Raw genomic sequence first — 13,454 nt, forward strand, 5'->3', positions numbered from 1 at the left:
CCGCCGCATGCGCACCGTTTTCGAAAAAAGCGATGCCATCGCGCTGGTTGCCGAAGTGTTTCGCGAGTGCGGCTATGAAGGCGCCTCGATGAGCACGATCACCGCGCGCACGAGGCTGTCCAAGGGCAGCCTCTACCATTTCTTTCCGGGCGGAAAGGAACAGATGGCGGCGGAAGTGCTCGCGCACGTCGATGCCTGGTTTGCCCGGGAAATCTTCGAGCCACTGGAAACAGCCGAGCCGCGTGCGGCAATCGCGCAGATGTGGACGGCGGTGGACGAGTACTTCCGCTCCGGCAAACGCATCTGCCTGATCGGCGCCTTCGCACTGGATGAAACCCGCGACCGGTTCGCACGGCCGATCCGGGCCTATTTCGCGCGCTGGACAAATGCGCTCGAAACCGCGCTGATCCACGACGGCGCCCCGGCCGATGACGCCAGGCAACTGGCGGAAGACGCCGTCTCCGGCATTCAGGGCGCGCTGGTGCTGGCACGCGCCATGGCCGACGACACCGTCTTTGAACGCTGCCTCGGGCGCATGCGCCTCCGGCTTGCTTCAACCTGAAGGACACAATACCCCGCCGCATTCTCGCCCATTCCGTTGGCAAACTCTGACATCAGGGCGATTCGGAGGAAGTGATGAGGATGCGAAAATATTGGCGCTCGGCCGGCGCGACGCTTGGTCTGCTGGCTGCCTTTGTCTCTCTCAACAATACCAGCCTGTTCAATCCACGCCCGCCCGCGGCACCGGTCTTGCTTGCCCATCGCGGCATCGCCCAGCAATTCGACCCAACGGGTGTTGGCAACGACACATGCACCGCCTCCCGCATGCTGCCGCCGGCCCATGATTATCTCGAAAACACCATCGCTTCGATGCGCGCCGGTTTCGCCGCCGGTGCCGATATTGTCGAAGCCGATATCCATCCGACCACCGACGGCCAGTTTGCCGTCTTTCATGATTGGACGCTGGATTGCCGGACGCAAGGCAAGGGCGTCACCCGTGATCATTCGATGGCCGAGCTGAAAGCGCTCGATATCGGCTATGGCTATACCGCCGATGGCGGCAAGACTTTCCCGCTCCGCGGCAAAGGCATCGGCCTGATGCCATCGCTGGACGAGGTTCTCTCCAGCTTTCCGGACAAACAGTTCCTCATCAACATCAAGAGCAACGATCCGGAGGAAGGCAAAAAGCTCGCCGCCGTTCTGTCAGCCCTTCCCGCAGACCGGCGGCAGACACTGATGGTCTATGGCGGCGACAGGCCGGTTGCCGCCTTGCGCGCAGCACTTGCCGATATCCGCGCCATGTCACGCAGTTCGCTGAAAACCTGCCTCTTGCGCTACTTCGCCACCGGCTGGACCGGCATCGTGCCGGATGCCTGCCGCAATTCGATTGTGCTTGTCCCGATCAACATCGCCCCCTGGCTCTGGGGCTGGCCGGATCGTTTCCTCGATCGCATGGAGGGCGCCGGCAGCCGGGTCTTTGCCCTTGGCCCCTATTCCGGCGGCGATTTCTCGACAGGGCTGGACACGCCGGAACTCATCTCGCGCCTGCCGCAAAACTATTCCGGCGGCATCTGGACCAATGAGGTGGAGACGGTCGCGAGCGAACTTCGCCGCGGTGGCCGATAGCACTGTCACATACCTGTCATCAAACCCTGCTCCTGTGCCTGCGACCAACGGGGATTTGACCAAATGATCGACCAACTCGACCGCATCAAGGCGGAAATTGCCGACAGTTTTGACGAAGAACTGGAAATGCAGATGGAGGAAGACCGGCTGGATGAGCTGGTCGCCGAAGGCATGTCGCAAGAGGCCGAACCGACACTCGACCGCAAGATCTATTTCCGCGAGCTGTTCCGCCTGCAGCACGAACTGGTGCGCCTGCAGGATTGGGTGCAGTACAAGAAGCTCAAGGTCGTCGTGCTGTTTGAAGGCCGCGACAGTGCCGGCAAGGGCGGCGCCATCAAGCGCGTCACCCAGCGGCTCAATCCACGCGTCTGCCGCGTCGTCGCCCTGCCCGCGCCGACCGAGCGCGAAAAGAACCAATGGTATTTCCAGCGCTATGTGCCGCATCTGCCGACGGCCGGTGAAATGGTGCTGTTCGACCGCTCCTGGTACAACCGCGCCGGCGTCGAGCGGGTCATGGGCTTCTGCTCGCCGGAAGAGCTCGACGAATTCTTCCGCACCGTTCCGGAATTCGAGCGCATGCTGGTGCGCTCCGGCATCATCCTGATCAAATACTGGTTCTCGATCACCAACGAGGAACAGGAATTCCGCTTCCAGATGCGCATCCACGATCCACTGAAACAGTGGAAGCTGTCGCCGATGGACATGGAAAGCCGCATCCATTGGGAGGATTACACCAAGGCCAAGGAAGAGATGCTGGCAAAGACCCATATCGAGGAAGCCCCTTGGTGGGTCGTCCAGGCGGTCGACAAGAAGAAGGCCCGCCTCAACTGCATCGCCCATCTTCTGGCCCAGATCCCCTATGAGGACGTGCCGAAACCCGATCTCGTCCTTCCCGAACGCATCCGTCACGACGACTACACCCGCCACCCGGTGCCGTCAGAAATGTATGTGCCGGAAGTGTATTGATTGGGCGGGTTTCCGGGAAACTGCTTCCCCCAGTTTAAAAGGCCCCTCATCCGCCCTGTCGGGCACCTTCTCCCCGCTTTGGCGGGGCGAAGGACCAGCGGCAAGCTCTATCGTCCCCTCTCCCCGCTTGCGGGGAGAGGGTTAGGGTGAGGGGCGACCAGGACCGTTCGCCTCTCGCCACCATATCATCTAGGCTCCGCATTCTTCGCCACCACCGCCAGATACGCCGCCTGCAATTCCGCAAACACCGATCGCTCCGGCACCGGGGCGCCCAGATGCAGCGCCCGCAGCTCGTCCATGAACGCCGCCCACATGTCCGGTCCGCCGTCCTCAAGCAGCTCGGCGCGGATCGACAATTCTTCCGATACCCGCGTGTGCCGCCTGCCCCAGGCACCCATCTGCGCCAGCAGCGGCACCAGCTGGATCGATGGTTCGGTCAGGCTGTAGATGCCTTTCTGCTTGTGACTGGGGTCGTCCCGGCGTGACAGAAGTCCGTTCTCGGTCAGCCGCCGCAGCCGGTCGGCCAGGATATTCGAGGCGATCCCTTCTTCCGATTGGGACAGAAGCTCACGAAAATGCCGCCGGTTGCCGAACATCAGATCGCGGATGACAATCAGGCTCCAGCGATCGCCAAGCATTTCCAGGGTAAGATTGATCGGACATCCCGATCGCTGCACAATATCCACGGCCCGCCTCTCATTAATACCGCTTGCAATATAGGATCAGTTATTTTACGAAACAACCAGTTGCAGATTGAAATCAGTTTGGAGGATATGATGAAACCGCAGCTCTTTGCACACCCCTTCTCTTCCTACTGTCAGAAGGTGCTCGTGGCGATCTATGAAAACGGCACCGCATTCGACTACCGTATGCTCAGTCCAGAAGAGACAGGCACCGTCGAGGAATGGGAGGCGATCTGGCCGATCAAGCGTTTTCCGGTGCTGAAGGACGGTGAAAACGCGGTGATGGAAGCGACCATCATCATCGAATACCTGATGCTCAACTATCCCGGCAGCGTCCGCCTGATCCCGGATGATCCGAAGGCTGCCCTGCGCACCCGGATGATGGACCGCTTCTTCGACAATTACGTCATGACGCCGATGCAAAAGGTGGTGTTCAACCAGATCCGCCCGGAAGCCGACCGTGATCCCTATGGCGTCACAGAAGCCAAGACAATGCTGGATGATGCCTATCGCTGGCTCGACGGCGTCGTCGCCAAGACCGAATGGGCGGCCGGGGATACGTTCAGCCTTGCCGATTGCGCCGCCTGCCCGTCGCTGTTCTATGCCGACTGGGTGCACCCGATCCCCGAGACATTTGCAAACGTCCGCGCCTATCGCGCCCGCCTTCTCGCCCGCCCGTCCTTCGCCCGCGCCGTCGATGAAGGCCGCCCCTACCGTTCGTTCTTTCCGCTCGGCGCGCCGGACCGGGATTGAGGGTGGCGGTTGCAAAGCTGCTTGCCGAGAGGCTGAGCCCAGCCCCTGACCCTAACCCTCTCCCGCCTGCGGGGAGAGGGGACGATGGAGCCCGCCGCAAGTTCCTTCTCCCCGCAGGTGGGGAGAAGGTGCCCGACAGGGCGGATGAGGGGCCGACCGCACTCTCCCCAATCAGCCGGCAGCATCCCCGGCGCCAAACCGCAGCACCACTTCGAACCCATTGGCCCGGCCCTGGGCTGGCGAGTAAACCTCGAAACCCACATTCATCTGGGCGAGTAGCCGCTCGGCAATCGACAGGCCGAGACCCGAGCCAGGTGACGCGGTATTGCCGCGTCCAAAACGCTTGCGAACCGCCGCCAGTTCGTCCGGAGAAAGGGCTGCGGCTCCATTGACGATACGGACGATACCACCCGTCTCCAGCCGGATGTCCACCGGCTCATCCCTATCACCGTGCAGAAGGGCATTCTCGATCAGGTTGCGCAACACGATCGCAAAGGCGTCCTCGCTGTAATTGCCGGTCAACACCGCCCCCGGCTGGCGATGAAGGCGCAACCGCTTGGCGCCGGGATCGCTGCGCTCGAAATCGGTCACCACCAGTTCCAGCACGCGCGCCAGATCGACGATGCCTGCACCCGCGCCGATACCCGCTTCGGCGCGTGCCAGCTGCAGCAGCTTCTCGGTCGTATGGCCAAGATTGGCGAGCGATATCTCGATCTGCTGGGCGCGCCGCTTGCGCGGTCCGTCCAGCTCGGCAATCAGCATCTGTGTCTGCGCCAAAGCACCCGCAATTGGCGTTCTGAGCTCATGCGCGCTGTTGGCGGTAAATTCGCGTTCCGCATCAAAGGCCGCCTGCAGGCGGCCAAGCAGCCGGTTGACCGAGCTGGCAATCGGCCGCAGTTCGCGCGGCAGCATGTTGGATGGCACCGGCGCGAGATTGCCACCGTCCTTTTCCTCGATGGCCTCGCGCAGGTCATCGACCGGCGCCAGCGCCCGGCGCACGATCAGCCAGATCAGCAGGATGCTGACCGGGATCAGCACCAGCACCGGCAGGAACAGCGCCATGCTGCCCTCCATCACCGCCTCGGTGCGATTGTCCATGGCGTCGGCAACCTGCACGAAGGTAGTGCCGTCGGCAGCGCTCGCTGTGTAGAAATGATAGGTATCGTTTTCCGAAAAACCGCGCTTCAACGGTACATCGAAAGGCTCCATCGGCGCATCATGCGAGCGGATGAGGATTTTGCCGCTTGCGTCGCGGACTTGATAGACCAGATACTCCTCGTCCAGGTCCTCGGCCTCGCTTTGAAAATGCCGTGGCGATTGCGGCCCCTCGCGCCGCGCAAGATCGTCGAGCACCAGCGGCATCAGCCGTTCGGCCGTTTCCTGCAGCGAACCGTTGAAAAACTCGTCGAATTCGTCCTTCATGACAGCAACGCCGAGGATAGCGGCGATCAGCCAGAAAGCCGTGGTGACACCGGTCAGCCACAGGATCAACCGGCCCATCATGCTGCGGGTACGGATGTCGCGCGTCACGCCGGCGCCCCGATCTTGTAGCCGACGCCGCGCACGGTCACGACGTGATCCCGCCCGAGCTTTTTGCGCAAGCGGCTGACATAGACCTCGACGGTATTGCTTTCGATCTCGGAACCGAAGGCGTACAACGCCTCTTCGATCTGCGCCTTGGAAATGATCGCGCCCGGCCGCGACAACAGCGTGTCGAGCACTGCCCATTCACGCCCGGAAAGGCCGACTTCCGCCTCGCCGGCAAACACCCGCCGGTCGACCGGGCTGATCTTCAGCTCGCCGAAACGGATCACCGGGGAGATATTGCCGCCATAGCGGCGGATGACGGCCAGCATCCGGGCGGAGAGTTCGCCAAGGTCGAACGGCTTGACGAGATAGTCGTCGGCACCGCTGTTCAAGCCCTCGATCCGGTCGGAAATCTGGTCATGGGCCGTCAAGATGATCACCGGCGTAGCGTTAGCTCCCGCCCGCAACTCCTTCAGGAGCGCAATGCCGCTGCCATCCGGCAGGCGTAGATCGAGCAGGATCAGGCCGTAGGCGACGGTGCGCAGCGACATGCGCGCATCATCCAGCGTCTTCATCCAGTCGACGGCATGATCGGCGGCGGCGATATGATCGCGCACGGCCTCCCCCAGTATCTCATTGTCCTCGACGAGCAGAACACGCAAGCCGCTGGTCCCTTTATCGGTCAGCTCCACCGGCATTCTTATTCCTTCTTTGGACTGCGCCGTCAAACGGCTTTGATGACACGGCAAAACACCCGTCCCCGAATACCGGAGACGGGCGGCCAGAACGAAGCGTCCGTTTCGCCGCTTACGACGCGGCGTTGGTCCTGCATGCGGCCAGGGCGTCGAGTGCCGGGTCGTAAATCCCGGTGGCGACGTTCATCAGACCCAGCACCGTGTGGAACAGGTTGTCATGCGACCGCGGCTCACTGGCCGTTGCCTTGAGACAAGGCTGGTCGATACCGGCCCTTGTCTCCTTGCCAGTCCACAGCACAAAAGGAATATGGGTCTGCTGCGACGGCGCAATGAAATAGGGCGCGCCATGCAGATACAGCCCGTTCTCACCCAGCGATTCGCCGTGGTCGGAGATGTAGATCATCGATCCCGCCATCGTCTCCTCACGGGCCTTCAGCATGTCGATCACGGTCGAGACGATGTAATCGGTATAGAGGATCGAATTGTCATAGGCGTTGACGATCTCCTCGGGCGAACAGTTGCCAAGCTCGGCTGTGCGGCAATCCGGCGTGAAGCGGCGGAATTTTTCCGGATAGCGCAGATAATAGGCCGGCCCATGACTGCCGAGCTGATGGATCACCAGCACGCTGTCACCCTTGATGCCGTCCAACCAGGCACCAAGCCGGTCGAGAGCCACGTCGTCCAGGCATTCGTTGTTCTTGCAGAACCGCGGATCGTTGATATCGGAAAACGACGTATAGGCGATGCGATCGGCAACGCCCTTGCTGCCGGTATTGTTCTCCCACCATTCCGCCTTGACACCCGCACGGGTCAACACATCGAGCAGGTTTTCGGTCTCAAGCCCCTTGCGGTGGGTGTAGCTCGCGCGCGTATAAACCGAGAACATGCAGGGCAGAGACACCGCCGTCGCCGTGCCGCAGCTCGACGTGTCGGTGAAATATTGAATATCCTGGCGGGCGAGCAGCGGGTTGGTGTCGCGGCTATAACCGCCCAGCGAAAAGTTCTCCGCCCGCGCCGTTTCGCCGGCAACGATGATGGTAACGCGCGGCTTTCCCGACTGCATTGGGGCGGCCACCCGCGCATCGGTGCCGAGCGGCTGGACGGCAACGTTCTTGTCGGCGCCGGTCGCCACGGCATAGCGCACGGCACTGACGATCGGCGCGACCGGGTTGACGGTTGCGGCAAGATCGCGGTGTTGGCGGATCGCGGCCGTAAACGTCCGGACATTGGCAATGCTGACGGAGGTGAAAACGGCAAGAAGACACAGGACCAGCACGAGATTGTGCTTGAACTTCTCGAAGAACGGCCGGTGTTTGATCCGCACGAACACGATCAGCAAGGACGGCACGATCCCGAAGATCAGCATGTGGGTGAGGAAACCCGCGGTCAACAGATGACCGGCTTCCGAACCGGTCGTCTCGGCCGCATTGCGGATCATGTCGGTGTCGATGATCGTGCCGAACGTATCCATGAAGCGTGCGCTTGCAGCGGCAATCATGATCAGCAGGATGAAAAACGGCTTCGTCAGGTACTTCACCGAAACCGTCACGCAAACCGCCGAAAACAGCGCAAAAAGCCCGATGGCAAGCAAAAACAGCGCAAAGCTGGGGGCGCCGAGATAGTCCACCGCCTTCAACCAGAAGGTCCGGTTGGTGGCGAAGACGAGATAAAACGCCACAAGCAGGCTCAGCGTCACACTGCCGATGACAGGACGCTGTACGCGCGCATTGGCGATTGGTAGGCTTTCCAGGGACACGAACACTCCTGCAGAACATCGGGCGGCTGGAAGACGGCTGCAACAATACCGGTCGTTGCCCCAACCGCCAGCCACGGTCCGTTTGCCGGGCTCCGTGCCGCAGCCGTCTCCAGGACGGGACATCTGGTCCGTTTTTCTGACAGGAACCTGAACGTGCAGAAGCGCGTGGCAATCTCTTGGAATCGCGTGGCAGCATGTGCCGGTCCGCCTTGCGCACGTTCAGGCTGCTGTCAGCATTGGCGCGCATGTTTCCAGCAACACTGGAGATTACCGTTTGAAAGCGCGCCGAATTCCTCTTGGATTGCTCTACATCGCCACCCTGATCCTGCTGATCATCCTGATCCCGCTGATTCAGTTTTCCGCGTCGCAATCCTCGTCGCTCGCACACCGGCTTTCCTCGGCAACCACGCTGCGCCTCGACAAGATGAAGCTCTGAAGCGTCCCTCCGTCACCGGCTACGGTCGTCCGTACCGCAAGCGGCTGGCCCCCATCCAACGACGAAATCCACCAAAACGGCAACGCAGAGCCCTTTTCAAAATGGAGCTGAGTCCTAGTCTTTCTGTTGAGATCCAACTTAAGCAACTCAAGGCCGGCGCGAACAAACAGCAGATCGGCCCGACATCGTTGCCCGGGAAGATGAACAGAAATGATGCTGGAAGACCTATACCGGTTACTCAAAAGCGGACACGTCCAGGCTCAGGGCGTCGTCGATACGATGACGCAGCCCATCGTGGTCCTTGATCAGAATTTCTGCGTCAGCACGGCAAACAACGCCTTCATCAGAACCTTCAAGGTCGAGCGGGACGATATTCTCGGCGAAAACTTTTTCAGTCTTGGAGACGGCCAGTGGGACATCACTGAGCTGAAGAATCTGATCGCGTCTGTAATCCCGAAGGCCGCCGCTGTCATTGGCTTCGAGGTGAAGCATGACTTTCCGATGATCGGGCCGCGCACGTTCCTTGTTGACGCGCGCCGCCTCATCCACCCGGATGACAACAGCACGAATATCCTCGTCCTCTTCGATGACATCACAGTCCGCCGGCGCCACGATGCCGAAATGGAGTTCATCCTCTCTGAAACACGGCATCGCATGAACAATCTGTTCGCGGTGGTGCGCTCGATCGCAATGCAGACCAGCATCGAAGACCGCACAGCACGTGATTATCGCGAAACGCTGCTTGGACGTTTGGAAACGACGTTCCGCGCCCAGGAAATAGCCGCGACCAATGACGCAGCGGACTTTGAGGACATCGTGCGGCTGGCGGTCGGCGAGTTGGGCGGCGACCGCCTCCTCTGCAACGGTCCGGCCGTTGAACTGGAAAGCGCGAAGGTGCTTTCGGTCAGCTTGATTTTCCATGAACTGACGACCAATGCCGCGAAATACGGTGCCTTTTCAGTGCCCGGAGGCGAAGTCCACGTCGAATGGAAACTGCAGGCAGAGCCGCAGGGACAGACCTACCTGAGCTGCGAATGGCGCGAGGTAAACGGACCGCCCGTCAAGCCGCCTGAGCGGAAAGGCTATGGCACGAAGCTAATCAAGGGAACCTCCGCTCAACTGCATGGCGAGGTGGAACTTATCTATGCTCCGGCTGGTTTAAGCGCTTTACTCAAGATACCGGTGTGATGGCAATGAGCGCGCTTATGGGAGATACCGAACATAGGGGGTGCGTTCTTGTCGTGGAAGACGAAGTGTTCCTGGCGATGGAACTGGAGGCCGCGTTGACCGATGGTGGCTTCCGGGTCCTGGGTCCCGCGGCCTCCGTCCGGGATGCCCTTGATTTGCTGACCAGCGAATGCCCCGATGCCGCCGTCCTCGATTTCAATCTTGGCAGAGACAAGGTCACACCTGTTGCCCTTCAATTAAAGACGCTGGGCGTACCCTTTGTCCTCGCCAGCGCCAGCAGCGCCGCCGAGTTGTCACGCTATGCCGTGCTTGCGGACATTACCAATCTCGGGAAACCAACCGATCTGAAGCGCCTCGTTGCCGCCGTCCGTGCTCTCCATGCATGAGTTTTGCCAACGCTCCATGCCTGCCCGCAGCGGTGTCTCGATCAAAGCTACGTAAAAACTCTTCCCCACTCTTCGCAAGCCGGACGCCAAAGGCAGGCAGGAATCGGGTGGCGACGGTCCGCCCATGCTGCGATTGAACCTCCCGCAACCCAAAGGAGTTTCAAACATGCCCATGCTTTCCAACAAGGTCGCCATCGTCACCGGCGCCAGCTCCGGCATCGGCCGGGCCACCGCAAAACTGTTCGCCCACCAAGGGGCAAGCCTCGTTCTCTCCGGCCGCCGTCGCGCCGCACTTGATGAGCTTGTTGCGGAGATCGCGGCCGAAGGCGGCAAGGCTGTCGCCATCGATGGCGACGTCCGCGACGAAGCCCACAATCGCGTTCTGGTCGAAACCGCAACGGCAACGTTCGGCGGCCTCGACATCGCCTTCAACAATGCCGGCACCACCGGCGAGATGGCCCCGATTGAAGACCTCTCAACCGCCGGATGGCTGGAAACCATCGAAACCAATCTGACCGCTGCCTTCTTCGGCGCCAGGTATCAGGTGCCTGCGATGAAGGCGCGCGGTTCCGGCTCGCTGATTTTCACCTCCAGCTTCGTCGGCCACACCGCAGGCATGCCGAACACCAGCGCCTATGCCGCTGCAAAAGCGGGGATGATCGGCCTGACAAAAAGTCTCGCAACGGAACTCGGACCACAGGGTATTCGCGTCAATGCCATCCTGCCCGGCGGCACCGATACGCCGATGAGCTTTACCAATGCGCCGGGTGCAGGACCGGAGGTCCTTGCCTTCGTCGAAGGCATCCATGCCTTGAAACGTATGGCAAAACCGGAAGAGATCGCACAGTCCGTCCTCTACCTCGCCTCGGATGCCTCAAGCTTCACCACCGGCACCGCGATGCTCGTTGATGGCGGCGTCTCGATCAACAAAACCTGAAAAAATCATCCCCGCAAATCCCCGCCCCTCAAAACCATGGCACACTCTTCCCGTCCTGCCATCGGATACACCGGAAAGCGTTGCCGGCGAGGTGGGGCCGGTGCCTTCGGCCTGTGTTTGAAACGCAGGCGCAGCCGGAGGGGCCTGCAGAAAGTGGTTTCCCTCCCGTCTGCAAAATGGCGGGGCGTGCCTGTGAGGCACACATGAGGACCGGCGAGCGGTATTGCGACAGCAATATCTTTCCTGACGCGGCGGCAAAACCGCCAGCGTCACCCCGTATCAAAAGGGCGCCGTCATCCCCGCAGAGAAACCGGAGTTGCAGGTAAAAACCGCCGAGACGGGGCACATCGCGTGTCATTTACTACCAAACACTCGGCACACGATGTGCCCCGGCCGATCCTGCCGGCGCGAAAGCGCAAAAAGATCACCGCAGCGGCATGCCACGGGCGCAACAAGCCGCGTGAATGCGAACGCCTGTCTTGTCCGCCCTCGTCGCCAAAGGAGCATCCAATGCCAAAACAGGATTTTTCCGACTATGAAAAGCGCGTATCCGCCGATCACGAACGCCAATGCCGCACCATATTGACCATTCACAGCGCATGGCGCATCTGCCAGGCTCGTAAATGCCGCCGCGACAAGGCCTGCAGCGGAGAAATGCACGTCTCCGCCCATCAGGATCGTAAGGTCCGCGCCCAGCGGGAAATAGGCCTGTCCGGCAATGCCTGCGCAAAACTGCCGCGCTGCATGGCAACAGTGAGTGCTTCAGCCTACGAGACATTCGCGGAGCTGCTCGATGACCTTCAAAGAGACTTGATCGCCCATCCCGATGAAGACCTGCCGAAATTCGACCGCTGCCTGAAAGGCCGTCAATCGCGGCGCGGCACTGCCAACCCTTGACATTCACGGCCGATCATCCGACTTCACCAGAGGTATGATCCAAGGAGTTCCGACCATGACCGAACAGGCCCGCAGCACCATCGACCAGACCGAAGTCGACCGGTTTTCCGCCATGGCCGCCGAGTGGTGGGATCCGAAAGGGAAATTCCGGCCGTTGCACAAGTTCAATCCGGTCCGCCTCACCTATATCCGCGACCGCGTCTCGGACAATTTTGGCCGTGAGGCGAAGGCATTGCAGCCGCTGAAGGGCCTGCGTATCCTCGATATCGGCTGCGGCGGCGGTCTCCTGTCCGAGCCGATGGCCCGCATGGGTGCGGATGTCGTCGGCGCAGACGCCTCGGAAAAGAATATCATGATCGCAAAGACCCACGCGGCCGGCAGCGGCGTCAATGTGGATTACCGCGCCGTGACGGCGGAATCGCTTGCCGAAGCCGGCGAGACCTTCGATGTCGTGCTCAACATGGAAGTGGTCGAGCATGTCGCCGATGTCGAGTTTTTCACGAGCACCTGCGCATCGATGGTGCGGCCCGGCGGCCTGATGTTCGTCGCCACCATCAACCGCACGATGAAGGCGGCAGCGCTTGCCATCTTCGCCGCCGAAAACGTCCTGCGCTGGCTGCCGCGGGGCACCCACCAGTATGAAAAACTGGTCCGCCCGGAAGAACTGGAAAAGCCGATTACGGCGAACGGCATGGAGGTGACCGACCGCACCGGCGTCTTCTTCAATCCGCTGTCGAACCAGTGGAACCTGTCGAAGGACATGGACGTCAACTACATGATCGTCGCAAAACGCCCGGCATAACGCAACTGCCAGTCCTCCCGCGATCGGGTTCGCGGGAGAAACTGTCGTCAGCGGCTGCGGATCGTCAGACGCCCGTTTGCCGCGCCAGCCATTCGTCCCGGAGCAGCGCGTAGATAAACTCGTCGCCCCAGATGCCGTTGAACTGGTCGTTCTGGATCAGATGCGCCTCGCGCCGCATGCCCAGCCGCTCGACCACCCCGACCGATCCGGCATTGGCGGCATCGAGCCGGGCGAAAGCCCGGTGGAAGTTCAGCGTGGAAAACGCGAAATCCAGGATCGCCCGCATCGCTTCGGTGGCATAGCCCTTGCCCGCAAAGGCCGGATTGAAGATGTAGCCGACCTCCACCTGCCGGGCGATCGCGCTTTCAAGCTTCAGCACCACTTCGCCAACGACAGCTCCGTCCTCCCGGCGCTCCACTGCAAACACGGCACAATCGCCATTTTTGCGCAGCCGTGGCACGCTGGCCTTCCCGAATTTTTCGGCCGCCTCTGCGTCATTGAGCGGATCGGCGTAGAGATAACGGTAGACCTCCGGCAGGCTGTGATACGCTCGGAACGCCGCGAAATCGGCGGGTACGAATCGCCGGATTTCAAGGCGCTCGGTCGAAAAGCGAAGGTCGGAAAAATCCATCAGTCTTGAAACTCCATTCTGCATACGGCCCGCAGATGGGGATCAAGCCATTGAATTAAAAGAGCAGCGCAACCTTTCCTGTAACGCGGAAAAGCGGATGCCTGCCGGGCTGCTCAATAAACCTGCACGACATAGTCCCCGCCCCATCCCGCCATGCTAGACTGCAAAGGA

At 60.9% G+C, this 13,454-nt stretch carries 15 protein-coding genes; 10 read left to right on the forward strand and 5 right to left on the reverse strand.

Translation table 11 applies throughout. From position 1 onward, the window contains the following. Nucleotides 1-7 precede the first annotated feature (7 nt). From ACSQ3J_RS26970 to ppk2, 3 genes are all read left to right on the forward strand, one after another. The gene (locus tag ACSQ3J_RS26970) at nucleotides 8-562 is read left to right on the forward strand and encodes a TetR/AcrR family transcriptional regulator (RefSeq protein WP_060506578.1); all 555 of its coding nucleotides are present in this window, start codon (nucleotides 8-10) and stop codon (nucleotides 560-562) included. Nucleotides 563-642: 80 nt separating this feature from the next. Then, nucleotides 643-1,626 carry a glycerophosphodiester phosphodiesterase family protein gene (locus ACSQ3J_RS26975; protein ID WP_060506579.1) on the forward strand — a complete coding sequence of 328 codons (984 nt, stop codon included), beginning with the start codon at nucleotides 643-645 and terminating at the stop codon, nucleotides 1,624-1,626. Nucleotides 1,627-1,689: 63 nt separating this feature from the next. After that, nucleotides 1,690-2,592, forward strand: a complete 903-nt coding sequence (gene ppk2 / locus ACSQ3J_RS26980; protein WP_060506352.1) for a polyphosphate kinase 2 — start codon at nucleotides 1,690-1,692, stop codon at nucleotides 2,590-2,592. Nucleotides 2,593-2,777: 185 nt separating this feature from the next. On the opposite strand, the gene ACSQ3J_RS26985 is transcribed toward ppk2, so the two are convergent. Beyond that, nucleotides 2,778-3,278 (reverse strand): winged helix-turn-helix transcriptional regulator, encoded by a 501-nt coding sequence (locus ACSQ3J_RS26985; protein WP_200954918.1) that lies wholly within the window; start codon nucleotides 3,276-3,278, stop codon nucleotides 2,778-2,780. Between the two features lie 90 nt (nucleotides 3,279-3,368). Here ACSQ3J_RS26985 and ACSQ3J_RS26990 point away from each other — a divergent pair, with 90 nt between their 5' ends. Continuing rightward, entirely contained in the window at nucleotides 3,369-4,028 is a 660-nt protein-coding gene (locus ACSQ3J_RS26990; RefSeq protein ID WP_060506353.1) for a glutathione S-transferase family protein, read from the forward strand. Nucleotides 4,029-4,199: 171 nt separating this feature from the next. On the opposite strand, the gene ACSQ3J_RS26995 is transcribed toward ACSQ3J_RS26990, so the two are convergent. From ACSQ3J_RS26995 to ACSQ3J_RS27005, 3 genes are all read right to left on the reverse strand, one after another. Next, nucleotides 4,200-5,531 (reverse strand): histidine kinase dimerization/phospho-acceptor domain-containing protein, encoded by a 1,332-nt coding sequence (locus ACSQ3J_RS26995; protein WP_060506581.1) that lies wholly within the window; start codon nucleotides 5,529-5,531, stop codon nucleotides 4,200-4,202. Nucleotides 5,532-5,554: 23 nt separating this feature from the next. Then, a complete protein-coding gene (locus ACSQ3J_RS27000; protein WP_060506582.1) occupies nucleotides 5,555-6,217 on the reverse strand; it encodes a response regulator transcription factor in 663 nt (220 codons plus the stop codon). A gap of 145 nt (nucleotides 6,218-6,362) precedes the next feature. Continuing rightward, a complete protein-coding gene (locus tag ACSQ3J_RS27005; protein ID WP_244482358.1) occupies nucleotides 6,363-8,006 on the reverse strand; it encodes a phosphoethanolamine transferase in 1,644 nt (547 codons plus the stop codon). A 274-nt stretch (nucleotides 8,007-8,280) separates the two neighbouring features. Between ACSQ3J_RS27005 and ACSQ3J_RS27010 the strand changes: the two genes are divergently transcribed. From ACSQ3J_RS27010 to ubiG, 6 genes are all read left to right on the forward strand, one after another. After that, on the forward strand, nucleotides 8,281-8,442 hold the full coding sequence (locus ACSQ3J_RS27010) for a hypothetical protein (RefSeq protein WP_156393904.1): 162 nt from the start codon (nucleotides 8,281-8,283) through the stop codon (nucleotides 8,440-8,442). A 210-nt stretch (nucleotides 8,443-8,652) separates the two neighbouring features. Beyond that, a complete protein-coding gene (locus tag ACSQ3J_RS27015; protein ID WP_436040705.1) occupies nucleotides 8,653-9,630 on the forward strand; it encodes a sensor histidine kinase in 978 nt (325 codons plus the stop codon). 5 nt (nucleotides 9,631-9,635) lie between these two features. After that, nucleotides 9,636-10,016: a response regulator gene (locus tag ACSQ3J_RS27020; protein WP_164491971.1), complete on the forward strand. Its 381-nt coding sequence runs from the start codon at nucleotides 9,636-9,638 to the stop codon at nucleotides 10,014-10,016. 166 nt (nucleotides 10,017-10,182) lie between these two features. Next, a complete protein-coding gene (locus ACSQ3J_RS27025) occupies nucleotides 10,183-10,953 on the forward strand; it encodes an SDR family oxidoreductase (RefSeq protein WP_060506356.1) in 771 nt (256 codons plus the stop codon). A gap of 510 nt (nucleotides 10,954-11,463) precedes the next feature. Further along, complete coding sequence (locus tag ACSQ3J_RS27030; protein ID WP_060506357.1) at nucleotides 11,464-11,850, forward strand: hypothetical protein; 387 nt, start codon at nucleotides 11,464-11,466, stop codon at nucleotides 11,848-11,850. Nucleotides 11,851-11,905: 55 nt separating this feature from the next. Continuing rightward, nucleotides 11,906-12,652, forward strand: a complete 747-nt coding sequence (gene ubiG, locus ACSQ3J_RS27035) for a bifunctional 2-polyprenyl-6-hydroxyphenol methylase/3-demethylubiquinol 3-O-methyltransferase UbiG (protein WP_436040706.1) — start codon at nucleotides 11,906-11,908, stop codon at nucleotides 12,650-12,652. Between the two features lie 64 nt (nucleotides 12,653-12,716). Here the strand turns inward: ubiG and ACSQ3J_RS27040 are convergent, their stop codons facing one another. Continuing rightward, a complete protein-coding gene (locus tag ACSQ3J_RS27040; protein ID WP_060506359.1) occupies nucleotides 12,717-13,283 on the reverse strand; it encodes a GNAT family N-acetyltransferase in 567 nt (188 codons plus the stop codon). Between the last annotated feature and the right edge of the window lie 171 nt (nucleotides 13,284-13,454).

Origin of the sequence: Rhizobium sp. LjRoot98 (assembly GCF_964252935.1) — a bacterium.
Classification (GTDB): domain Bacteria; phylum Pseudomonadota; class Alphaproteobacteria; order Rhizobiales; family Rhizobiaceae; genus Pararhizobium.

What these genes read in the sequence shown, in the direction of transcription:
- ACSQ3J_RS26970 (WP_060506578.1), top strand. Translation starts at nt 8, where the DNA reads ATGCGCACCGTTTTCGAAAAAAGCGATGCCATCGCGCTGGTTGCCGAA.
- ACSQ3J_RS26975 (WP_060506579.1), top strand. Translation starts at nt 643, where the DNA reads ATGCGAAAATATTGGCGCTCGGCCGGCGCGACGCTTGGTCTGCTGGCT.
- ppk2 (WP_060506352.1), top strand. Translation starts at nt 1,690, where the DNA reads ATGATCGACCAACTCGACCGCATCAAGGCGGAAATTGCCGACAGTTTT.
- ACSQ3J_RS26990 (WP_060506353.1), top strand. Translation starts at nt 3,369, where the DNA reads ATGAAACCGCAGCTCTTTGCACACCCCTTCTCTTCCTACTGTCAGAAG.
- ACSQ3J_RS26995 (WP_060506581.1), bottom strand. Translation starts at nt 5,531, where the DNA reads ATGATGGGCCGGTTGATCCTGTGGCTGACCGGTGTCACCACGGCTTTC.
- ACSQ3J_RS27015 (WP_436040705.1), top strand. Translation starts at nt 8,653, where the DNA reads ATGATGCTGGAAGACCTATACCGGTTACTCAAAAGCGGACACGTCCAG.
- ACSQ3J_RS27020 (WP_164491971.1), top strand. Translation starts at nt 9,636, where the DNA reads ATGAGCGCGCTTATGGGAGATACCGAACATAGGGGGTGCGTTCTTGTC.
- ACSQ3J_RS27025 (WP_060506356.1), top strand. Translation starts at nt 10,183, where the DNA reads ATGCCCATGCTTTCCAACAAGGTCGCCATCGTCACCGGCGCCAGCTCC.
- ACSQ3J_RS27030 (WP_060506357.1), top strand. Translation starts at nt 11,464, where the DNA reads ATGCCAAAACAGGATTTTTCCGACTATGAAAAGCGCGTATCCGCCGAT.
- ubiG (WP_436040706.1), top strand. Translation starts at nt 11,906, where the DNA reads ATGACCGAACAGGCCCGCAGCACCATCGACCAGACCGAAGTCGACCGG.
- ACSQ3J_RS27040 (WP_060506359.1), bottom strand. Translation starts at nt 13,283, where the DNA reads ATGGATTTTTCCGACCTTCGCTTTTCGACCGAGCGCCTTGAAATCCGG.